The following is a 21,057-nucleotide window of genomic DNA, read 5'->3' as shown; positions in this document are numbered from 1 at the left end:
CGGCCCTGAAATCGAGCCGAAACGGCAAGCGTAGCGCACTACATTCGCCGCCATGCCTTTCGCGCGTCTTTCCGCCCCCGCTCTGATTCCGCTGCTGGCCGTGTTCGGCTCGGTCACCTTTCTCGGCCTCGGCACCTCGTGGGCCAAGCATGCGCTGTTTCCGCTGGTGGGCGCTCAGGGGACGACGGCCGTGCGCGTGGGCTTTTCGGCGCTGCTGGTGCTGGCGCTGTGGCGGCCCTGGCGCCGGCGCACCACGCGGGCCGAACTGCGGGCCATCGTCTGCTACGGCGCGGCGCTGGGGCTGATGAACCTGGGGTTCTACATGTCGCTGCGCACGCTGCCGTTCGGTGTGGCGGTGGCGATCGAGTTCTCGGGGCCGCTGGCGGTGGCCATTCTGGCTTCGCGCCGGGCGCTGGATTTCGTCTGGGTGCTGCTGGCCGTCGCCGGGCTCGCGCTGCTGCTGCCGCTGGGGCATTCGGTGAGCGCGCTCGACCCGGCGGGCGTGCTGTACGCGCTGCTGGCGGCGGTGTGCTGGGCCGCCTACATCGTGTTCGGCCAGCGCGTGGGGCATCTGCCCACGGGGCATTCGGTGTCGCTGGGCCTGGCGGTGGCGGCGCTGGTGGTGGTGCCGGTGGGCGTGGCGCACGCGGGCGCCGCGCTGCTGTCGCCGGCGGTGCTGGTGGTGGGGCTGGGCGTGGCGGCGCTGTCCAGCGCCATCCCGATCTCGCTGGAGATGGTGGCGCTTAAGCGCCTGCCGCCGCAGGCGTTCGGCATCATGATCAGCATGGAGCCCGCCGTGGCGGCGGTGCTGGCGCTGGGCCTGCTGGACGAGCGCCTGAGCGCGGCGCAGTGGCTGGCCATCGGGCTCATCGTGGCGGCGTCGATGGGCAGCGCGTTCACGGTGCGGCGGCGGGACTGATTGGAGCCCGATCAATATCTGCTTGCCACCGGCGGCCTATCCGATCCAGAGGGCGGAATGGCCGCGGAGCAGGCCACGCCAGTGCGCTCCTGGCCGGGGTTCCCCCGGCCAGCGGGCGCGCCCCCTCGAGGGGGGAGGCGCGACAGCGCGCAGCGCGTGAAGCCACGGGGGGCCTATACGCAGCGCGCCCCGTCCACCTCGATACACACGCCGCTGACGAAGGCTGCCTCGTCGCTGGCCAGGTAGAGCGCGGCGTTGGCCACGTCCAGCGCGGTGGAGAAGCGCCCCAGCGGGATGGTGGCCAGGAACTTGGCGCGCCGCGCCTCGTCCACCGGGCCGCCAGCGAACTCGGCCGACAGGCCGGTGTCGGGGTTGAACACCGGGTTGATGCAGTTCACGCGGATGTTGTCCGGCCCCAGCTCGGCGGCCATCGACTTGCTGGTGACGATGACCGCCGCCTTGCTGCCGTTGTACCAGGTGAGGCCCGGGCGCGGGCGCACGCCGGCGGTGGAGGCGATGTTGATGAAGCTGCCGCCGCCGCCCGCGCGCAGCGCCGGCACGGCGTGGATGGCGCTCCAGTAGATGCTCTTCATGTTGACGGCGTAGACCTTGTCGAACTCGGCCTCGCCCACCTCCAGCAGCGGGCGGTTGCGGTGCGTCCAGCCGGCGTTGTTGACCACCACGTCCAGCCGGCCGCCGAAATCCTGCGCGGCCCGCACCAGCCGGGCCCAGTCGCCGCCTTGCGTCACGTCGGCGGCCACGAAGCGGGCACGGCCGCCGGCGGCGTTGATGGCGGCGGTGGCGCGCTCGCCCAGCGCGGCGTCGATGTCGTTCACGATGACCGCCGCGCCCTCGGCGGCCAGCCGGCGGGCGATGCCCTCGCCGATGCCGCCGCCGGCGCCGGTAACGATGATGGATTTGGCACGGACGCGCATTTTTTGCAGTTCTCCTCGGGTTATGCTGGCAGTCATTTTCCTCCGCACTAGGACATTGCCATGAACGACTCCCTCATCTCCGGCCTGCTGGGCCAACTGCAGGGCGCGCCGGCCGGGCAGATCGCCCGCCAGCTGGGCACCGACCCGCAGACGGCGCAGAACGCCATCGCCGCCGCGCTGCCGATGATGCTCGGCGCCATGGGCCGCAACGCCCAGGCGCCCGGCGGGGCCGACGCGCTGTTCGGCGCCTTGCAGCGCGACCACCTGGGCGCCGCCGGCGGCATGGACCTGGGCGGGCTGCTGGGCAGCCTGCTTGGCGGTGGCAATTCGGGCGGCGCGGGCGCCGGCATGGGTGGGCTGGGCGACCTGCTGGGCAGCGTGCTCGGCGGCGGCGCGCCGGCCAGCCGGCAGGTGGATGCGGGCGGCATCCTGGGCCACATCTTCGGCGGCGCGCAGCCGCGCGCCGAAAGCGGGCTGGGCCAGGCCACCGGCCTGAACGGCGCCCAGGTGAGCAAGCTGCTGATGATGCTGGCGCCCATCGTCATGGGCTTTCTCGCCAAGCAGGTCAGCGCTCGCAACATGGACGCTGGCGGCTTGGGGCAAGTGCTGGGCCAGGAGCATGCCCAGGTGCAGCAGCAGAGCGGCGGGCTGCTGGACGCCGTGCTCGACCAGAACGGCGACGGCAAGGTGGACCTGAGCGACCTGATGAAGATCGGCGGCAGCCTGCTGGGCGGACGCCGCTGACCGGGCTGGCAGTAATCAGAAAGCCACGCGGTCGCGTGGCTTTTTTATGAATCAAATTGGCCTCTAGCGCCCGCCAGGAAAGCGCTGGCAGCTATGAAAACCGTAGTATTCAGCCGTGGTGCACGGCCACTGTCTTCAGCACGGTGAAGCCGTGCAGCGCCTCGAAGCCCTTCTCGCGCCCGTAGCCGGATGACTTGTAGCCGCCGAAGGGCAGTTCCACGCCGCCGCCGGCGCCGTAGTTGTTGATGAAGACCTGGCCGGCTTTCACGCGCCGGGCCATGCGGAACTGGCGCGCGCCGTCCTGCGTCCACACGCCGGCCACCAGGCCGAAGCGCGTGGCGTTGGCCAGTTGCACGGCGTGGTCCTCGCTCTCGAAGGGCATGGCGGCCAGCACGGGGCCGAACACCTCCTCCTGCGCCAGGCGGTGGTCCACCGGCACGTCGGCCAGCAGCACCGGGGCCTGGTAGAAGCCGCTTTCGGGCGCCTCGTCCACCACCACACCCTGGGCCACCACGGGGATGTGGGCGGCCTGCGCGTCGCTCAGAAAATCCCATACGCGCTGCTGCTGGCTCTGGCGGATCAGCGGGCCCAGGTTCAGGTCCATCGCCGCCGGGCCCACGCGCAGGTGGGTGAAGGCGTGGCCCAGGCGCTCCAGCACCGCGTCGTAGATGCTCCGCTCGATCAGCACCCGCGAGCCGGCCGAGCAGGTCTGCCCGGCGTTCTGCACGATGGCGTTGATGACCACGGGCAGCGCGGCGTCCAGGTCGGCGTCGGCGAAGATGATCTGCGGGCTCTTGCCGCCCAGCTCCAGCGTCACCGGGCAGTGGCGCTCGGCGGCCACCTGCTGGATCAGCGTGCCCACCTTCGGGCTGCCGGTGAAGCTGATGTGGTCGATGCCCGGGTGGCGCGCCAGCGCGTCGCCCACCTCGTGGCCGTAGCCGGTGACGACGTTGACGGCGCCGGGCGGAAAGCCCGCCTCGGCCGCCAGCTGCGCCACGCGGATGAGGCTGAGGCAGGCGTCCTCCGCCGGCTTGACCACGCAGGCATTGCCCGCCGCCAGCGCGCCGCCCACGCTGCGGCCGAAGATCTGCATCGGGTAGTTCCAGGGGACGATGTGGCCCGTCACGCCGTGCGGCTCGCGCCAGGTGAAGACGCTGTAGCCGCTCTGGTAGGGAATCGTCTCGCCGTGCAGCTTGTCGCAGGCGCCGGCGTAGAACTCGAAGTAGCGCGCCAGCGCGGCGGCGTCGGCGCGCGCCTGGGCGGTGGGCTTGCCGCAGTCGCGCTGCTCCAGCGCGGCCAGCTCGTCGGCGTGCTCGGCCACCAGGCGCGAGAGGGCCATCAGCAGGCGGCCGCGCTCGGCGGCGGCCAGGCGCCCCCAGGGGCCGTCGAAAGCGGCGCGGGCGGCGTGCACGGCGGCGTCGATGTCGCGCGCGTCGCTGCGCTGGATGTCGTCGAAGGGCTGGCCGTCGGACGGGTCGATCACCGGCAGGATGCGGCCCGAGAACGAGGCGTGGTGGTCGTTGTCGATGAAGTTGAGCTGCATGCGCCGATTGTGCGCCGGCGCATGGCCCCGGGTCTGGCGGGTTTTATCAAGAATGACTATCATTTGCAAATACGGCCCTGCCGCCATCCATCCGCCACCCGAGGAAAACCATGCCCTACACGCTGCCCCCGCTGCCCTATGCCTTCGACGCGCTGGAGCCGCACATCGACGCGCAGACGATGGAGATCCACCACACCAGGCACCACCAGATCTACGTCAACAACCTGAACGCGGCCGTCACCGGCACGCCGCACGAGGGCGAGCCGGTGGAGCGGCTCATCGCCGACCTGAACCGCCTGCCCGAGGGCATCCGTACCGCGGTGCGCAACAACGGCGGCGGCCACGCCAACCACAGCCTGTTCTGGACCGTGATGGCGCCCGCCGGGCAGGGCGGCGGCGGCGCGCCGTCCGGCGAACTGGCCCAGGCCATCGACGCCGGCCTGGGCGGCCTGGACGCCTTCAAGGACGCCTTCACCAAGGCCGCGCTGACGCGCTTCGGCAGCGGCTGGGCCTGGCTGACCGTGGGCAAGGACGGCCGGCTGCTGGTCGAGAGCAGCGGCAACCAGGACAGCCCGCTGATGGCCGGCATCGGTTCCGGCGGCACGCCCATCCTGGGCCTGGACGTGTGGGAGCACGCCTATTACCTGAAGTACCAGAACAGGCGCCCGGACTACATCGCCGCGTTCTACAACGTGGTGAACTGGCCCGAGGTGGCCCGCCGTTTCGCCGCTGCACGCGGATGAGCGTCACCGGCCACCTCATGCCGCCACAGGAGTCCGACGCGATGAACGAGATCCGCACCGCCCCCCGGCCGCTGGGCCCGCGCGAATGGCTGGGCCTGGCCATCGCCGCCGCCGGCGCGCTGGTGCTGGCCGCCGAGTTCTGGGCGTTCGCCGCCGCCCGGCCGGTGGTGTGGAACGCGCTGCTGGGCGGCTCGGTGGCGGCGCTGGCGACGGCGCTGGGCACCGTGCCGGTGATGCTTTCGCAGCGCCTGTCCGAGCGCGTGCAGGACACGCTGTTCGGCTTCGGCGCCGGGGTGATGCTGGCCGCCTGCGCGTTCTCGCTGATCATCCCCGGCCTGGAGGCGGCGCGCGCGCAGGGCCTGGGCGGCGGCGGGCCGTGGGCCGCGGGCGGCGTGGTCGGCGCCTCTATCCTGCTGGGCGGCGCCGCGCTGATGCTGATGGACCGGCTGCTGCCGCACGAGCACTTCATCAAGGGCCGCGAGGGCCTGGACGCGCGCAAGCTGCGCCGCACCTGGCTGTTCGTGATCGCCATCGCGCTGCACAACCTGCCGGAGGGGCTGGCCATCGGCGTCGGCTACGCCGGCAACGACGGCCTGCGCGCCAACGCCCTGGCCACCGGCATCGCCATCCAGGACGTGCCGGAGGGGCTGGTGGTGGCCGTGGCGCTGCTGGCCGCCGGCTACCGCCGCGCGGTGGCGGTGGCGCTGGGCATGGCCTCGGGCCTGGTGGAGCCGTTGGGCGCGGTGCTGGGCGCGGCCGTCATCGGCTGGTCGGCCGCGCTGCTGCCCTGGGGGCTGGGCTTCGCGGCGGGCGCGATGCTGTTCGTCATCAGCCACGAGATCATCCCCGAGTCGCACCGCAAGGGGCACGAGGCTTTTGCGACCGGCGGGCTGATGGTGGGTTTCGTGCTGATGATGCTCCTGGATACCGCGTTAGGCTGAAATTCAGTGCCTAAAGTGCCTCCAGCGCCCGCCAGACAAGCGCCGGCAGCTATGTTTTCTGTAGTTTTCGGCGGCGCGTGATTACGCCACGGTCCAGGGCTGCGCATCGAGAAAGCGCCCCCACAGGCGCTGCCATGGCACCCAGTCGTGGCCGCCCTCGGTGGTGAGCACACGCGCCGGCGGCAGCACGGCGGCGACCAGGCGGTTGCTCATGACGAAGCGGTCCTGCTCGCCGTAGCCCAGCCACAGCGGCGGGTGCGTGGGCGCCGGCGGCCCGGCGCAGCCGCGCAGCCAGCGCCACAGGGCCAGGTCCTCGGGGTCGGCGTCGGCCAGCTCGCCGTCCCAGGCCGCGAGGCCGCCGGCGCGGGCGATGGCGGCGGGCAGGTCGCGCCGGCCCAGGAAGGCCGCCATGGCGAACACGCCGTCCACCAGTTCGCCGTGCGCGCGCGCGAACAGCAGCGCGCCGTAGCCGCCCAGCGAGATGCCCGCCAGCCACACGCGCGCATAGCCCTGCTCGCGCGCCGGGCGCACCACCTCGTTCAGCAGGCGCTCGCGGATCTGGCGGCCGGTGTAGTAGCCGGTGTGGGCGTCGGGCAGGCGCAGGTCCACGGCCAGGCGCCGCGCGCGCACCGCCTGCACGAAGCCCTGGCGCACGAAGTCCTGCGGCGTGTCGTAGGCACCGGGCAGCAGCACCAGCAGGGTGTCGGCGCGGCGCGCGGGATCGGCGGGGTCGAACAGGCTGTCCATGGGGTCTTTCAGGGGGCGCTGCGCGCAGCCGGGCAGCGTCAACGTGCCGGCCAGCAGGCCCAGGGCCTGGCGGCGGCCGAGCACGGCGGCGCCGCGCGTCACCCCGGCGCCCGGGCGCGGTACTCGGAGAAAACGCCCAGTTCCACGTAGCGGTCGGTATCGACCAGGCCCGCCGCGCGCATCGTCTCCAGGATGCGCGCGGGCGGCGCGCAGGCTTCGATGCTGTCCCAGTAGTAGCGCCAGATGCGCGGCGTCTGCGCTGCGGCGCCCGACAGGCGCGCCGCCAGCGGCACCCAGCCGCGCATGTAGCCTTTGAGCAAGGCGCTGGACACGCGCCCTTCGGGCTTGGTGATCTCCAGCACGCACACGCGGCCGCCCGGCTTGAGCACGCGGCGGAACTCGGCGAACGCGGCGGCCAGGTCGCCCACGTGGCGCAGCGCGTAGCCCATGCTGACGAAATCGGCGCAGCCGTCGGGCAGGGGAATGGATTCGGCCTTGCCCTCCACCAGCTTCACCCGGCCTGCCAAGGGGCTCGCGCCCATCATGGCCGGGCTCGGGTCCACGCCGGTCAGCAGCGCGGCGTCGCCGATGATGCGGATCGCCTGCGCCGCCACCAGGCCGGTGCCGAAGCCCACGTCCACCACATGCATGCCGCGCGCCAGGCCCGCGCGCTCCAGCGCGCGGCGGCGGTACCAGGGGCCGCTGCCCAGCGCCAGCGTGCGCTCCACGCGGTCGTAGTCGGCGGCGGTGCCGTCGAAGATCTGCCGCAGGAACGCGGCGCGCTCGGCCTCGCTGCCGTAGTAGGGCGCGAGGGGCGGGTGGGGCGCGTGCAGAGGGTCGGCGGGCGCGGGTTTGTCCGATGGGTTCATGGTATGCAGGCGTCCGGGGGGAGCGGGCATTGTGAACCATGTGCGGGAGCCGCAGCCGAGTCCATCATCGGGCGTCGAAGTCATGTGATGGGCATCGGCGCTGGTGCCATAGCCCGCCAGTTCGACGATGGGACGGGCTCCGCGATCCCCTGCGTGTTCGAGGCTTTCGATGACGAGCAATCCAGCCCCTTCCGCAATGACGAATCCGTCACGCGCCTGATCGAAGGGGCGCGACGCCTGGCTCGGGGTTTCAGTGAAGTCCGTTGACAGTGCTCGTGCCGCGGCAAACGCCCCTGCGCTGACGCGATCTATGCAGGCTTCGGCGCCACCACACAGCGCCATGTCGGCTTCGCCGCAGCGAATGAGGCGCGCGGCATCCCCGATGGCCTGCACACCGGCAGCACAAGCGGTGACGGGGCGCCAAGTGCCCCCTGAATCCATATGCCGGATCGAAACGGCGCCTGCCGCCATGTTGGCGAGAAAGTTGGGAATCGTGAAAGGGGAAGCGCATCGGGGTTCAGGTTCGAGCGTCAGCCGATGGTGCGCTTCTCCCGAACAGCAGCAGGCACATCAGCGCCAGACCCATGCCCATCACGAGCACTCCGCCAAGGGATCGATAGGCCGACCCGTTCAGGGCTGTCATCGCGGTGATAGCCAGCGTCGCCATGCCCATTTGCAGGAATCCCAGTAGGGCGGATGCGGCGCCGGCTTGAGCCGCGAACGGCTGCAACGCCATCGCCGTACCGAGCGGATTGATCAAGCCCGCGCCGAACAGGAAGACGCTGATGGATACGCTGAAGCTGAACAATCCTTCTGGAGCACCCAGCAAGGCGATTCCGCCAGCCAACGCGATGGCGCAACCTGCTGCCGTGATGGAGGGCGCGTTCCAACGGCTGGCTAATTTAGGTGCTGCGATTCCAGCGCCGAAGACGACGAACACCGTGGCGGCGAAGAAGTTGCCCAGCTCGATCGAGGTCAGCGCCAACCCATCCATCAGGATCGCGGGGGTGGCAGCGAAAAAGGCCATCAAGCCACCGGATGCCAGCCCCACCGCCATCGCGGGCGCGATGAAGCGGCGGTTGCGCAGCAGTTGGAAGTAGCTGGTGAAGGTGGCTGCAATGGACACCTGCCGCCGCGCGGCGGGAGGATGTGTTTCGCCTATCCGCATCGTGTAGAGGAATCCGATGAGCACGGTCAGCACGGCGACCAGCCAGAACACGCTGCTCCAGCCGGCGACGCTGCTCAGTAGTCCACCAGCCAGCGGCGAAAACCCCGGGGCCGCCGCCATGGCCACCATGATGAACGCCAATGCCCGAGACAGCGCCGGACCTTCGAAGCGATCACGGGCAATCGAGCGAGCCAGCACCGACGGAACGCAGGCGCCCAGTCCCTGAATGACACGACCTGCGATCAGCCAGTCCAGCCGCGTGGCGAGTGCACAGACGACGCTGCCAACGGCGAGAACGGCCAAGCCGCCCAGCATCAGCCCTCTGCGGCCCAGACGGTCCGAGAGCGGGCCGACCACCAACTGTCCCAGCGCAAAGGGGATGAAGAAGGCACTGAGCGTGATGGCCAGGCTCTGGGTGGCGACGGACAGTGAGCGCCCGATGTCGGGAAATGTCGGCAGGATGATGTTGGTCGCGAGCATCGCCAGGGCGGCCAGGCAGGCCAGAACGCCCAGGCCGGCGCGGTTCGATGGATGGGCTTGTGGTGTCATACGCTTGTTGAAGTGGCTTTGGGCCGTTTCAGGCCCGATCCATCACGGCGCGCAACTGCTCGGCCGAGCCGATATGCGCGCCATCAGGTGTCCATGCATCGAGGCGTTCCAGGAGCCAGCCGTCACGCCGGCTGGTGTCGGTGCGCGCGCGCAGCAGTACCCAGGGCGAGGTCGCTTGAGCGAGGTCGCTGCTGGGTGTCACCGTGAATGTGACAGTGGGTATGGGCACCGGGGTGCGCAATATCGCCGCGTAGGACGGCGCGAGCGCGTCCATCAGCACGATCAGCCTGGCTTCATCGGGCGGGAGGTCGTCATCGACCAGGCGCAACCAAGCGATGAGTTCCGGTTCCGCGGCGCCGCCAAACGGCCGGGCACTGCCCACAGGTCGGATTTCGGTGTGGCGCGCGAAAGGCACGAACTCAGGGGGCACCGTGAAGATCGGGCACTGCAACGATGGTGGCGCGGCGGGCATCGGAGGCGCGATGGCCTGCGCGCCCTCCTGGCCTGGTACGGCGAACACAGCACTTGCCGAGATGGCAACGCGCCCTTCCTCGACCGCGTCCGCGTCGAGCCAGGACACGGTTTTTCCTGCGGAGGGCTCGTGCACCTCCAAGCAGAAGGGAGCCCGCAGCGCCCGACGGAATCGGCCCGAGACCTGCTGCAAGACACGCCCCTGTGATCTGTCGCGCATGGCGGCTGTCAACAGGCTCAATGCCAATCCGCCATGAAGGCCGCCGAACCCCCACCACGACGGGTCCATCCCGATAAACGCTCCGGGCCTTGATGCCTCATGAATTTGCGCAAGGCGTGCGTGTGCGCTGAAGGTGTTCATGCCTGACATCGTAGGCAGTCGGCCTTCTTTTTTTGAGTGTCAATAATGACTATATTCGGTCTATAAATGACATCATGATCATCCATCTGGCGCTTGACGGCGTTGCCGAAAGCTCTCTGTGCGTAGGGATCGATATCGTTGGCTCGGCCGCACGATTGGCTTCCGATCGTGTGGCCGATGCTCCACGCTCGGCCAAGCTGCTGCGACAGCGCGTTGTGTCGCTCGACGGTCATCCTGTCCGGTCCGGCGCGGGCCGCACCGTCGCCGTCGATGGCGCACTCAGCCTGCGAGGCATCGGAACATCGGATGTCCTGGTCGTGCCAGGCTGGTTCGCCGCCACCGGAGCGTCGATCGAAGGGCTGTTGTCCCGGGACGAAACCCAGCGTGGGGCCGTGGCTCTGAAGCGCGCAGCGGCCAAGGGGGCGATGCTTGCCGCATCCTGCTCGGCGACGTTTCTGCTGGCTGCAACGGGTGTGCTGGACGGGCAGCGGGCGACCACGGCCTGGTGGCTCGCCGCCGCATTCGCCCGCCGGTTCCCCGCCGTTTCTCTGGCAGTGGACCGGATGGTGGTCGAGGCGCCTCGTGTGCTGACCGCAGGGTCGGCCTTCGCCCATGCCGATCTGATGCTGGCGGTCATCGCACGCATCGCCGGCCCATCGCTGGCGCAGGGGGTGGCCCGCTACCTCGTGCTCGACAGCCGGCCCTCGCAGTCTCGCTACATGGTGATGGAGCACCTGCGCGTGTCCGATCCGGCCCTTCAGAAGGTCGAGCGCTTCATCATCGACAACCTCGATCGGCAGATCACGCTGGATGAGCTGGCCCGCGTTGCCGCTGTTTCGTCCAGAACCCTGGCCAGGCGCATGCATGCCGGGCTGGGCATGACACCCCATGAACTTGTCCAGCGGTTGCGCGTCTCGCATGCAACGCACCTCCTGGAAACCACCAGCGCCTCGGTTGACGAAGTCGCGGCTCGTGTGGGCTACGCTGATCCGGCGGCGTTCCGGCGCGTATTTCGCCGTCTGGCGGGTGACTCGCCGCGAGGGATGCGCACTCGGAGCACGGAGGCCCAGCACGGCATCTGATACCTGAAGGCGCAGAGAAGAAAAAACCCGCCAGCGGCGGGTTTTCAGGGGCAGGACGATGCGCCGCTTATTGCAGCGTCACCTCCACGCGCCGCGCCATCGGCCCGCTGCCGGCCTGGATGTCGGCGGGCTTCTGCAGCGTGATCCTGTCGTCGGGCACGCCCAGCGCCTTGAGCTGGGCGCTCACCGCGACGGCGCGCTGCTTGGCGATCTCGGCGTTCTGGGCGGCGTTGCCGGTGGCGTCGACGTAGCCGCTGACGACGGCCGTCTTGCCGGCCTTCACGCCATCGACCACGGCCGCCAGCAGCGGCTCGGCGCCGGGGCCGACCTCGGTCTTGCCGGTGGGGAACAGGAACACCACCTTCTCGCCCTCGGTGACGACGGAGAAGGTCTCCGCCTCGGCCACCGCCGGCGCAGCCGCACCGCCGTGTGCGCTCGCCGTGGCCGTGCCGCTGCCGGGGTGGAAGCCCACCACCAGCGGCACGATCAAGAGCGCCACGATGTTGATGATCTTGATCAGCGGGTTGACGGCCGGGCCGGCGGTGTCCTTGTAGGGGTCGCCCACGGTGTCGCCGGTGACGGCGGCCTTGTGGGCGTCGCTGCCCTTGCCGCCGTGGTGGCCGTCCTCGATGTACTTCTTGGCGTTGTCCCAGGCGCCGCCGCCGGTGCACATGCTGATGGCGACGAACAGGCCCGTGACGATGGTGCCCATCAGCAGCCCGCCCAGCGCCTTCGGCCCCAGCACCAGGCCGACCAGGATCGGCACCGCCACCGGCAGCAGGCTGGGGATCATCATCTCCTTGATGGCGGCGCCCGTGAGCATGTCCACCGCCTTGCCGTACTCGGGCTTGGCCTCGCCGGTCATGATGCCCTTGATCTCGCGGAACTGGCGGCGCACTTCCTCCACCACGCTGCCGGCGGCGCGGCCGACGGCCTCCATCGCCATGGCGCCGAACAGGTAGGGGATCAGGCCGCCGATGAACAGGCCGATGATGACCATCGGGTCGCTCAGGTCGAAGCTGACGTGCTGGCCGAACGATTCCAGCTTGTGCGTGTAGTCGGCGAACAGCACCAGCGCCGCCAGCCCGGCCGAGCCGATGGCGTAGCCCTTGGTCACGGCCTTGGTGGTGTTGCCCACGGCGTCCAGCGGGTCGGTGATGTCGCGCACGCTGGGGGGCAGCTCGCTCATCTCGGCGATGCCGCCGGCGTTGTCGGTGATGGGGCCGTAGGCGTCCAGCGCGACCACGATGCCGGCCATGCTGAGCATCGACGTGGCGGCCACCGCCACGCCGTACAGGCCGCCCAGCCAGTAGGACACCAGGATGGCGACGCAGACGAAGATCACCGGCCAGGCGGTGGACTTCATGCTGATGCCGATGCCCGCGATGATGTTGGTGGCGTGCCCGGTGGTGCTGGCCTGCGCCACGTGCTGCACCGGCTTGAACTGCGTGCCGGTGTAGTACTCGGTGACCCACACCAGCGCGGCCGTCAGCACCAGGCCGACGACGCAGGCGCCGAACAGGCGCATCACCGAGCCGCCGCCGCCCAGCGCGTTGTCCGGGATGATCCAAGCGGTGACGAAGTAGAAGGCGACGAGCGACAGCACGCCGGCGATCGCCAGGCCCTTGTACAGCGCCGGCATCACGTTCTTCATGCCCGGGCTGGCCTTGACGAAGAAGGTGCCGACGATGGAGGCGATGATCGACACGCCGCCCAGCGCCAGCGGGTACATCGCGGCCTGCATCTGGCCGCCGCTGACCATCAGCGCGCCCAGCACCATGGTGGCGATCAGCGTGACGGCGTAGGTCTCGAACAGGTCGGCCGCCATGCCGGCGCAGTCGCCCACGTTGTCGCCCACGTTGTCGGCGATCACGGCGGGGTTGCGCGGGTCGTCCTCGGGGATGCCGGCCTCCACCTTGCCCACCAGGTCGGCGCCCACGTCGGCGCCCTTGGTGAAGATGCCGCCGCCCAGCCGCGCGAAGATGGAGATCAGCGAGGAGCCGAAGGCGAAGCCGATCAGCGGGTTGAGCAGCGTGGCCAGCGGCACGCCGCCGCCCGCGCCCCGGCCCAGCAGGAACCAGGTGAACGCCGCCACGCCCAGCAGGCCCAGGCCCACCACCAGCATGCCGGTGATGGCGCCGCCGCGGAAGGCGACGTCCAGCGCCGGGCCGATGCCCTTGGTGGCCGCCTGCGCGGTGCGCACGTTGGCGCGCACCGAGACGTTCATGCCGATGAAGCCGCACGCGCCCGAAAGCACCGCGCCCACCACGAAACCGATGGCCGTGGTCACGTCGAGGAACAGCCCGATCAGGATCGCCAGCACCACGCCGACGATGGCGATGGTCTTGTACTGCCGCGCCAGGTAGGCGGCCGCGCCGGTCTGGATGGCGGCCGCGATCTCCTGCATGCGGGGGTTGCCCGCGTCCTGCGCCAGGATCCAGCCCCGGGCCCAGAACCCGTAGGCCACGGCCACCAGGCCGCACACGAGCGCCAGTATCAGCGCGGAATTGCCAGTCATGCGTATCTCCTCTATCAAAAAAGCTTTGATTCGCGTGGGAGCGCCGCCGGCTGCTGGTTGGGGGTGACAACGCGGCGCCGCTCGCCCTGCGTTGCTTCCTCGCGTCCTGTATCGGACTGCCGCGATTGGCCAACCGCCGCAATGTAACCCCAAAACGTGACAAATTCCCCTGGCGGGGTCGCAAGTAAAATCGCCCCCTGTCGCAAGGGGTTTCACGCCCTTTTTTTGACGCCCCGCACACAACACAGGAAGACAACCCATGGCCCTCGGCAACGTCCCCCCCGGCAGCAAGGCACCCGACGAGTTCAACGTCGTGATCGAGATTCCGATGAACGCCGACCCGATCAAGTACGAGGTGGACAAGGCATCCGGCGCCATCTTCGTCGACCGCTTCATGACCACCGCCATGCACTATCCGACCAACTACGGCTATGTGCCGCAGACGCTGTCGGGCGACGGCGACCCGGTCGACGTGCTGGTCATCACCCCCTACCCGCTGCAGCCGGGCGTGGTGGTCACCTGCCGCCCGCTGGGCATCCTGAAGATGCAGGACGAGGCCGGCATCGACGGCAAGGTGCTGGCCGTGCCCACCGACAAGATCCTGCCGATCTACAGCCACTGGAAGACGGTCGACGACGTGAACGCGATGCGCCTGAAGGCCATCAGCCACTTCTTCGAGCACTACAAGGACCTGGAAGAGGGCAAGTGGGTCAAGGTGCTGGGCTGGGAAGGCCCGGACGCCGCCCGCAAGGAAATCATGGACGGCATCGCCGCCGCCAAGAAATAAGCATCAAAACAGGCTCTGGCGCCCATGGGACGGGCGCCGAAAGCTATTGATTCTGTAGCGCACGCCGGGCGCCCATGCGCTCGGCGATCCAGATGCCGCCCAGCACCATCGCCAGCGCCGCCACGTGGTAGAGGTGCAGCGGCTCGCCCAGCAGCAGCACGGCCAGCGCCGGGCCGAACACCGGGGTGAGGTTGAGGAACACGCTGGCGCGCGCCGGCCCGATCAGTTCCACCCCGCGGATGAAGGTGATCTGCGACACGAACGAGGGCATCAGCCCCACGTACAGCACCAGCAGCCAGCCCAGCGGCGTGGGCCAGAAGAAGCGCCCCGCCAGCACCTCGGCCGCCAGCAGCGGCAGCGACACCAGCGCCGCCACCGCCGCCACGGCGGCGAAGAACACCAGCGGCGGCACGGCGGGGCGCCCGCGCAGCCCCAGCGTGTAGCCGGCGTACAGCAGCGAGGCCAGCAGGATGGCGACATCGCCCACGTTGAAGTCCAGCGCCGCCAGCGCCGCCCACTGCCCGCGCGCGGCCACCACCGCCACGCCCGCCAGCGTGGCCGCCACGCCCAGCATTTGCAGCGGCTTCACGTGGAGGCGCAGGACCAGCGCGCCGCCCAGCAGCACCAGCACCGGGATCACGCCCTGGATCAGCGCCAGGTTGACGGCCGTGGTGTGGTGCGCGGCGGTGTAGAAGAGCGCGTTGAAGCCGGTGAAGCCGGCCGTGCCCATCAGCAGCAGATAGCGCCAGCGCGGGCGCAGCGCCGGCCAGCAGGCGGCCACCTGGCGCCGCGCCATGAACCAGAGCGCGATGCAGGCGATGCTCCAGCGCGCCGCGGTCAGCATCATGGGCGAGACCTGGCCCACCGCCAGCCGCGCCGCCACGGCGTTGGTGCCCCAGATCAGGGTGGTGAGGATCAGCAGCAGGGCGGGGCGCTGGCTGAAGCGCGCCCACAGTGACGTGGGCGCGTGGGCGTCGATGCCAGGAGACGACATATCAGGTGTTCATGGCACTTGCGCGCCACCCGCAGTGCATCAAATCCAAAGAGTCCAACGGCCGCTTCGCCTGCCATGCCAGTGCACCCGTGGCCGGGGTTCCCCCGGCCAGTGGGTGCGCCCCCTGGAGGGGGGATGCCGCAACATCGCGCAGCGAGTGGAGCAACGGGGGTGGGTTCATTTCTCGAGCGTAGCAGCGCCGCGCACGCACCGGATAATCCCGCGCAACCCGCCATGACCACCCCGACCACCGCCACGCCCACGCCCACGCAGCGCAGCCCCCTGGGCGGCGCGCTGGTGCTGGAGGCCGTGCGGCGCCTGGAGTCCGAAGGCCCGCTGGACGACGCGGCCGCGCTGCGCCAGGCCTTCCACGCCCGCCCCACGCGCGCCGCGCAGGTGGCCGAGCGCGCCTGGCTGCTGGGCGAGCGCCTGGGCCTGCCGCGCGAGCTGGCGCGCTGGCGCCACCTGGCCGGCTGGGCCGTGCTGGCGCTGGCGCTGCTGATGGCGCTGGGCGCGCTGGCCACGGCGCGCGCCGTGCTCGCGCCCGACCGCAGCATCAACGCCGTGGCCGCGTTCGTCAGCCTGCTGGGCGTGCACGCGCTGATGCTGGTGGTGTGGCTGGCCGGGCTGCTGTGGGCCGGGCGGGGCAGCGCGGGGAAGGGCAGTGCGTTATTGGGCCGCGCCGCGCTGGGGCTGGCCGCGCGCGTGCCCATCGACCGCGGGCCGCACGCCCTGCTGCTGCTGCGCTCGGCCGCCGCCGTGTTGCAGCGCGCGCGCCTGTGGCCGTGGCTCACCGGGCTGCTCAGCCACGGCATCTGGGCGCTGGCCTTCGTGCTGATGCTGGCGGTGCTGGCGTTCGGCTTCGCCTTCCACGCCTACCGGCTGACGTGGGAGACCACCATCCTCGGCACCGGCTTCTTCCAGCGCTTCGTCGCCGTCACCGGCGCGCTGCCGGCGCTGCTGGGCTTTCCGGTGCCCGATGCGGCCACCGTGCAGCAGGTGGGCAACGCCGGCGCCGCCGCATCGGGCGCCGGCCAGCGCGACTGGGCCTGGTGGCTGATGGGCTGCGTCGCCGTCTACGGCCTGCTGCCGCGCGCGCTGCTGGCCGCCTTCAGCGCCTGGCGCTGGCGCGCCGGGCAGGCCCGCCTGGCGCAGCCCGACATGGCCGACCCTGACGTGCGCCGCATCGTCCAGCGGCTGGACGCGCTGGAGCCGCCACCCCAGGTGATCGACGCCGAGCAGCGCCCCGGCGCCTTGCCCACCTGGGCGCCATCGGCCGCGCCCGGCGCGCCCGGCACCTGGGCGCTGATCGGCTTCGAGCTGCCGCCCGAGCTGCCCTGGCCGCCCGCCGGCCTGCCCGCGCCCAGCGTGCCCGCGCTCGCCATCGCCGGCAGCGCGCGCGAGCGGCAGGACGCGCTCGCCCGCCTGGCCGCCGCGCGCCCCGCAGCGCTGCTGCTGGCCTGCCACGCCACCGCCAGCCCCGACCGCGGCACCGCGCGCTTCCTGCGCGAGGCGGCGGCGCTGGCCGGCCGCACGGCGCTGCTGCTGGTCGCCGCCGGGCCGGTGCCCGAGGCCGCCGAGCAGCGCTGGCGCGCGTGGCTGGATTCAGGGGGTTTTGGGGCTCTGGCGCTTATGGGGCAAGCGCCGGAAGCTATTAATTGGATAGCAAATGACTGACCCCCTGCGCTTCGCCATCGTCGGCCACACCAACGCCGGCAAGACCTCGCTGCTGCGCACGCTCACGCGCCAGGTCGATTTCGGCGAGGTGTCCGACCGCCCCGGCACCACGCGCCACGCCGAGGCCATCGACCTGCGGCTGGACGGCCGCGTGGCCGTGCGCTTCATCGACACGCCGGGGCTGGAGGATTCCATCGCCCTGCTGGAATACCTGAACACACTGCCCGAAGGCACCCGCATAGAGCGCGTGCGCGCCTTCCTGCGCGGCCCCGAGGCGCGCGCCAGCTTCGAGCAGGAGGCCAAGGTGCTGCGCGCGCTGACCGGCGAGGCCGACGCCGCCATGCTGGTCATCGACACGCGCGAGCCCGTGCTGCCCAAGTTCCGCGCCGAGGTCGAGATCCTCACCTGGTGCGCCAAGCCCATCATGCCGGTGCTGAACTTCGTGCAGGGCGCCGCCAGCCGCCAGGGCGACTGGCACCAGATGCTGCTGGAAGCCGGCCTGCACGCGCGCGTGGAGTTCGACGTGGTGGCACCCTTCAACGGCGCCGAGCGCCAGCTCTACGCCGACATGGCCACGCTGCTGCCCGCGCGCCGCGCCGAGCTGGCCGGCATCGCCCAAGCGCTGGCGCTGGAGGCGCGCGAGCGGCGCCTGGCCGCCTGCCGCGCCGTCGCGGCCGGCCTGATCGACGTCGCCGCCATGCGCCGCGCGCTGCCCGCCGAAGACTTCGCCGACGAGCCGAAGCAGAAGAAGTTCGTGCGCGACTTCCAGGACGACGTGCGGCGCCACGCGCGCCGCGCCGTGGACGACCTGCTGGCCGTGTTCGCCTTCCGCCCCGGCGACGCCGAGCTGGCCGACATCCCGCAACTGGCCGGCCGCTGGGAAGACGACCTCTTCAACCCCGAGCTGCTGAAGGACGCCGGCAAGCGCCTGGGCTTGGGCGCCGTGATCGGCGCCGGCATCGGCGTGGTGGCCGACGTGGCGCTGGCCGGCCTCTCGCTCGGCGCGGCCACCACCCTGGGCGCCACCATCGGCGGCGCAGCCTCCGGCGGCTGGCGTCCGTTATGGCGCAAGCTGGAGAACCGCCTGAACGGCGTGCAGGAGCTCACCGTCGAAGCCCCCGTGCTGCTGCTGCTGGCCGACCACCTGCTGGCCCTGGCCCGCGCCCTGGCGCAGCGCGGCCACGCGGCACAGGAGCGCTTGCAGGTGCGCGGCGCGGCGGCGGGCGAGGGTGGCCTGGACGACGGCCTGCGCGATCTGGTGCGCGGTCTGGGGCCGGCGCGCGGGCATCCCGAGTGGGAACGGGGTAAAGGTGCCGGCGCATCGGACGCTGATCGGCAGGAGTTGGAGTCGGCTTTGGCGCGGCGGCTGGATGAGCGATTCGAGCCTGCGCCCTGAACCCTTGACAAACTAACCCTGTGCGGCAGACTCCGAAGCGTAAGCAAATGCAAGACAATCACGCCATGAAGCAAACCGCCACCTTCGTCATCGCCCTGCTGGCCGCCGCCGGCGCGCAGGCCGCCTGCTACACCGTGCTGGGGCCCAAGGGCCAGGTGCTGTCGGAGAGTCCCACGCCGCCGGTGGACATGTCCTACCAGTTGCACCAGACCGTGCCCTACAAGTACGGCCCGGGCGCGACGATGGTGTTCGGCATCGCCGACGGCAACTGCGGCGAGCCGGCGGATGCGTACTACGACATCAACGCGCTCACCCCGGTGGTGCATGGCGACGGGCGCCGGCGGCCCCTGCGCAAGGCGCGGCGCGATCGCGGGTGAGTGGTCTCCACGGGGAGTCTTGGATACTCCCCGTCTATGCTGCCCGCCAGCGCTTATTGGGCGGGCGTAGGATGCAGGTTACTCTCCATGAGTATAAAAACCACCGGCGCTTGCCTGGCAAGCGCCGGTGGTTTTTTCAGGGGCGGCCGATCAGCCTTGGCGGCGCGCCTGGCGCATGCCCAGGGCGCCCAGCAGCAGACCCAGGGCGATCAGCGTCCATTCGCCCAGCGTGGGCACGTTCTGGGGCGTCGCGGTGGGCGTCTGGGGTACACCGCCGTTCAGGTTGTACCAGCGCCCCGAAGCGTTGCTCAGGGCGCTGGCGGTGCCGCTGTGGAAGGCCACTTCGCCGGTGTTGACGGCCGCGAGGCCGTCGCCGAAGCCGGCGCTGGCGGTGGAGGTGTCGGTCACGCTGTCGTAGAAGAAGCCGATCTGGCCCTCGCCGGCCGGGACCGTGAACTGGTCGGAGCGGATCACCAGCTGGAAGGTGCTGCGCACCGTGTAAATCTGGGCGAAATGTCCCATCCCGACCCAGGTGACGATGATCTGCCCCGGCGTCGAGTTGTTGACGTACACCTCCGACGTGGCGTCGGAGCGTGAATCCAGGTCGGTGAACAGCCCCGCGATCATGGGGGCGATGGTCTGGGTATCGAGGGGCTGCGACGAGAAATTGGACGCTCCCGACCCGAAGGTGACGTAGCCATTGCTGCTGACGTAAAGCCCCGTGTAGGTGGTGCCGAAGAAAGCCATGCTATGGCCGGTGCCAAATGCAAAGGGGCCTTCAAAGCAGTCGTCGCAATTGCTGGGGCCGGTCAGCGCCGTGCCGTAGCTGGTGGTGAACAGGGCGGCCTGAGCGCCCTGGGCCAGGCCCAGGCCGAGGGCCAGGCACAGAAGGAGCCGGCGCGCGAAGACGCCAACGAGTTGCTTGACCATGAAAACCCTCCACGTATTGGTAGTGACAAATGTGTGATTCTGTATGAAATCGCCATTTCTCACAAATATCTATATTTCTCCTCTGGGGGTGGAGGGTGTGCCTGATTTGCGCAGCGGCGAGCGCTCGCGCAGGTGGTCGAGGTAGCGGGCCATGCCGGCGCCTTCGCGCCGCAAAAAGTCCTGCACCGCATCGCTGAAGGCCGGGTGCGCCAGCCAGTGGGCGCTGTGCGTGACCACGGGCATCAGCGCGCGCGCCATCTTGTGTTCGCCCTGCGCGCCGCCCTCGAAGCGCGCCACCCCGTGCCGGATGCACCACTCGATGGGCTGGTGGTAGCAGGCCTCGAAGTGCAGGCTGTCCACCCGCTCCAGTGCGCCCCAGTAGCGGCCCCAGGCGGCGGATTCGGCGTCGAATCGGCCTCCAGCGCCCGTCTGGAAAGCGCTGGCAGCTATCAGACTCGAAGCAATCGGCGCACCGCCGCGTTCGGCGATGAACAGCACCCAGGTCTCGGGCAGGGTGCGCGCCATGGCGTCGAAGAAGGCGGGCGTCAGGTAGGGCGGGTTGCCGTGCTCCAGGTAGGTGCGCTCGTAGCAGCGGTAGAAGAACCGCCAGTCGGCGGGCGTGATCTCCGCGCCGCGCAGCACGCGGAACGTCACGCCGGCCTCGGCCACGCGGCGGCGCTCCTGGCGGATCTTCTTGCGCTTGTCCTGCGTGAGGGAGGCGAGGAAGTCGTCGAAGCTGGTGAAAGGTTTGTTCTGCCAGTGGAATTGGACTTGGTCGCGGCGCATCAGGCCCGCCGCATCGCACGCATCCAGATCGGCAGCATCGCCGAACAGCAGGTGCAGCGACGACAGTCCTTCGTCCCGGCACCAGTCGCGCACAGCCTCGATCAGCGCCTGCCGCGCCGCCGCATCGCGCGCCAGCAGGCGCGAGCCGGGCACGGGGGTGAAGGGCACGGCGATCAGCGCCTTGGGGTAGTAGGCCAGGCCGTGCTCCTGGTAGGCGTTGGCCCAGGCCCAGTCGAACACGTATTCGCCGTAGGAATGGCTCTTCAGGTACAGCGGGCAGGCGGCGGCCAGTTCGTCGCCCTGGCGCAGCAGCATGTACAGCGGCGTCCAGCCCGCATCCGGCACGGCGCTGCCGCTGGCGTGCAGCGCGGCCAGGTACTCGTGGCGCATGAAGGGCGTGGGCGCGGCCTGGCGCGCCAGCAGGGCGTTCCAGGCCTCAGCATGAACCTCGGCCGGCGCGCCGGCGATCTGCAGCCGCAGCGGGTTACCATGGTTGCCAGGACTGCCTTCAGACACCGCT

The 21,057-nt window shown here is 70.4% G+C and carries 19 protein-coding genes and 1 pseudogene; 9 read left to right on the top strand and 11 right to left on the bottom strand.

The features are described from left to right. The first annotated feature begins 52 nt into the window (after window positions 1-52). The gene (locus tag QM772_RS05165) at window positions 53-919 is read left to right on the top strand and encodes an EamA family transporter (RefSeq protein WP_415134382.1); all 867 of its coding nucleotides are present in this window, start codon (window positions 53-55) and stop codon (window positions 917-919) included. Window positions 920-1,092: 173 nt separating this feature from the next. Here QM772_RS05165 and QM772_RS05160 read toward each other — a convergent pair whose 3' ends face one another. Continuing rightward, window positions 1,093-1,854, bottom strand: a complete 762-nt coding sequence (locus tag QM772_RS05160; protein ID WP_415134381.1) for an SDR family oxidoreductase — start codon at window positions 1,852-1,854, stop codon at window positions 1,093-1,095. 60 nt (window positions 1,855-1,914) lie between these two features. Between QM772_RS05160 and QM772_RS05155 the strand changes: the two genes are divergently transcribed. Then, the gene (locus QM772_RS05155) at window positions 1,915-2,598 is read left to right on the top strand and encodes a DUF937 domain-containing protein (protein WP_415134380.1); all 684 of its coding nucleotides are present in this window, start codon (window positions 1,915-1,917) and stop codon (window positions 2,596-2,598) included. 109 nt (window positions 2,599-2,707) lie between these two features. On the opposite strand, the gene QM772_RS05150 is transcribed toward QM772_RS05155, so the two are convergent. After that, window positions 2,708-4,141 carry an aldehyde dehydrogenase family protein gene (locus QM772_RS05150; RefSeq protein ID WP_415134379.1) on the bottom strand — a complete coding sequence of 478 codons (1,434 nt, stop codon included), beginning with the start codon at window positions 4,139-4,141 and terminating at the stop codon, window positions 2,708-2,710. Between the two features lie 110 nt (window positions 4,142-4,251). Here QM772_RS05150 and QM772_RS05145 point away from each other — a divergent pair, with 110 nt between their 5' ends. Continuing rightward, on the top strand, window positions 4,252-4,884 hold the full coding sequence (locus QM772_RS05145; protein ID WP_415134378.1) for a superoxide dismutase: 633 nt from the start codon (window positions 4,252-4,254) through the stop codon (window positions 4,882-4,884). A 41-nt stretch (window positions 4,885-4,925) separates the two neighbouring features. Then, a complete protein-coding gene (locus tag QM772_RS05140) occupies window positions 4,926-5,825 on the top strand; it encodes a ZIP family metal transporter (protein WP_415134377.1) in 900 nt (299 codons plus the stop codon). A gap of 81 nt (window positions 5,826-5,906) precedes the next feature. On the opposite strand, the gene QM772_RS05135 is transcribed toward QM772_RS05140, so the two are convergent. From QM772_RS05135 to QM772_RS05115, 5 genes and pseudogenes are all read right to left on the bottom strand, one after another. Next, window positions 5,907-6,674, bottom strand: coding sequence for an alpha/beta hydrolase-fold protein (locus QM772_RS05135; RefSeq protein ID WP_415134376.1), 768 nt, complete (start codon window positions 6,672-6,674; stop codon window positions 5,907-5,909). Beyond that, entirely contained in the window at window positions 6,671-7,441 is a 771-nt protein-coding gene (locus tag QM772_RS05130) for a class I SAM-dependent methyltransferase (RefSeq protein ID WP_415134375.1), read from the bottom strand. The genes QM772_RS05135 and QM772_RS05130 overlap by 4 nt, the downstream gene beginning before the upstream one ends. Before the next feature lie 54 nt (window positions 7,442-7,495). After that, window positions 7,496-7,957, bottom strand: a pseudogene (locus tag QM772_RS05125) (beta-ketoacyl synthase N-terminal-like domain-containing protein); the annotation flags it as partial. Window position 7,958: 1 nt separating this feature from the next. Next, complete coding sequence (locus QM772_RS05120; RefSeq protein WP_415134374.1) at window positions 7,959-9,158, bottom strand: multidrug effflux MFS transporter; 1,200 nt, start codon at window positions 9,156-9,158, stop codon at window positions 7,959-7,961. 28 nt (window positions 9,159-9,186) lie between these two features. After that, window positions 9,187-9,990: a thioesterase family protein gene (locus QM772_RS05115; protein ID WP_415134373.1), complete on the bottom strand. Its 804-nt coding sequence runs from the start codon at window positions 9,988-9,990 to the stop codon at window positions 9,187-9,189. A 74-nt stretch (window positions 9,991-10,064) separates the two neighbouring features. Between QM772_RS05115 and QM772_RS05110 the strand changes: the two genes are divergently transcribed. Continuing rightward, entirely contained in the window at window positions 10,065-11,072 is a 1,008-nt protein-coding gene (locus QM772_RS05110) for a GlxA family transcriptional regulator (RefSeq protein ID WP_415134372.1), read from the top strand. Between the two features lie 67 nt (window positions 11,073-11,139). On the opposite strand, the gene QM772_RS05105 is transcribed toward QM772_RS05110, so the two are convergent. Next, a complete protein-coding gene (locus QM772_RS05105) occupies window positions 11,140-13,590 on the bottom strand; it encodes a sodium-translocating pyrophosphatase (RefSeq protein WP_415134371.1) in 2,451 nt (816 codons plus the stop codon). A gap of 259 nt (window positions 13,591-13,849) precedes the next feature. Between QM772_RS05105 and ppa the strand changes: the two genes are divergently transcribed. Further along, window positions 13,850-14,377, top strand: a complete 528-nt coding sequence (gene ppa / locus QM772_RS05100; protein WP_415134370.1) for an inorganic diphosphatase — start codon at window positions 13,850-13,852, stop codon at window positions 14,375-14,377. A 43-nt stretch (window positions 14,378-14,420) separates the two neighbouring features. Here ppa and QM772_RS05095 read toward each other — a convergent pair whose 3' ends face one another. Next, the gene (locus QM772_RS05095; RefSeq protein ID WP_415134369.1) at window positions 14,421-15,371 is read right to left on the bottom strand and encodes a DMT family transporter; all 951 of its coding nucleotides are present in this window, start codon (window positions 15,369-15,371) and stop codon (window positions 14,421-14,423) included. Window positions 15,372-15,605: 234 nt separating this feature from the next. Between QM772_RS05095 and QM772_RS05090 the strand changes: the two genes are divergently transcribed. From QM772_RS05090 to QM772_RS05080, 3 genes are all read left to right on the top strand, one after another. Next, window positions 15,606-17,048: a DUF2868 domain-containing protein gene (locus tag QM772_RS05090; protein WP_415134368.1), complete on the top strand. Its 1,443-nt coding sequence runs from the start codon at window positions 15,606-15,608 to the stop codon at window positions 17,046-17,048. Continuing rightward, the gene (locus tag QM772_RS05085) at window positions 17,041-18,444 is read left to right on the top strand and encodes a GTPase/DUF3482 domain-containing protein (protein ID WP_415134367.1); all 1,404 of its coding nucleotides are present in this window, start codon (window positions 17,041-17,043) and stop codon (window positions 18,442-18,444) included. Before QM772_RS05090 ends, QM772_RS05085 begins: the two co-directional genes overlap by 8 nt. A gap of 65 nt (window positions 18,445-18,509) precedes the next feature. Then, a complete protein-coding gene (locus QM772_RS05080) occupies window positions 18,510-18,821 on the top strand; it encodes a hypothetical protein (RefSeq protein WP_415134366.1) in 312 nt (103 codons plus the stop codon). Window positions 18,822-18,971: 150 nt separating this feature from the next. Here the strand turns inward: QM772_RS05080 and QM772_RS05075 are convergent, their stop codons facing one another. After that, complete coding sequence (locus tag QM772_RS05075; protein ID WP_415134365.1) at window positions 18,972-19,751, bottom strand: IPTL-CTERM sorting domain-containing protein; 780 nt, start codon at window positions 19,749-19,751, stop codon at window positions 18,972-18,974. Between the two features lie 69 nt (window positions 19,752-19,820). After that, window positions 19,821-21,053: a GNAT family N-acetyltransferase gene (locus QM772_RS05070; RefSeq protein WP_415134364.1), complete on the bottom strand. Its 1,233-nt coding sequence runs from the start codon at window positions 21,051-21,053 to the stop codon at window positions 19,821-19,823. Window positions 21,054-21,057: the final 4 nt, after the last annotated feature.

The sequence above is a fragment of the Ottowia sp. genome (assembly GCF_047601385.1).
GTDB lineage: Bacteria > Pseudomonadota > Gammaproteobacteria > Burkholderiales > Burkholderiaceae_C > Ottowia.
Note: the sequence above shows the minus strand (reverse complement) of the source record. Positions and strands in the feature narration are given on the sequence as shown.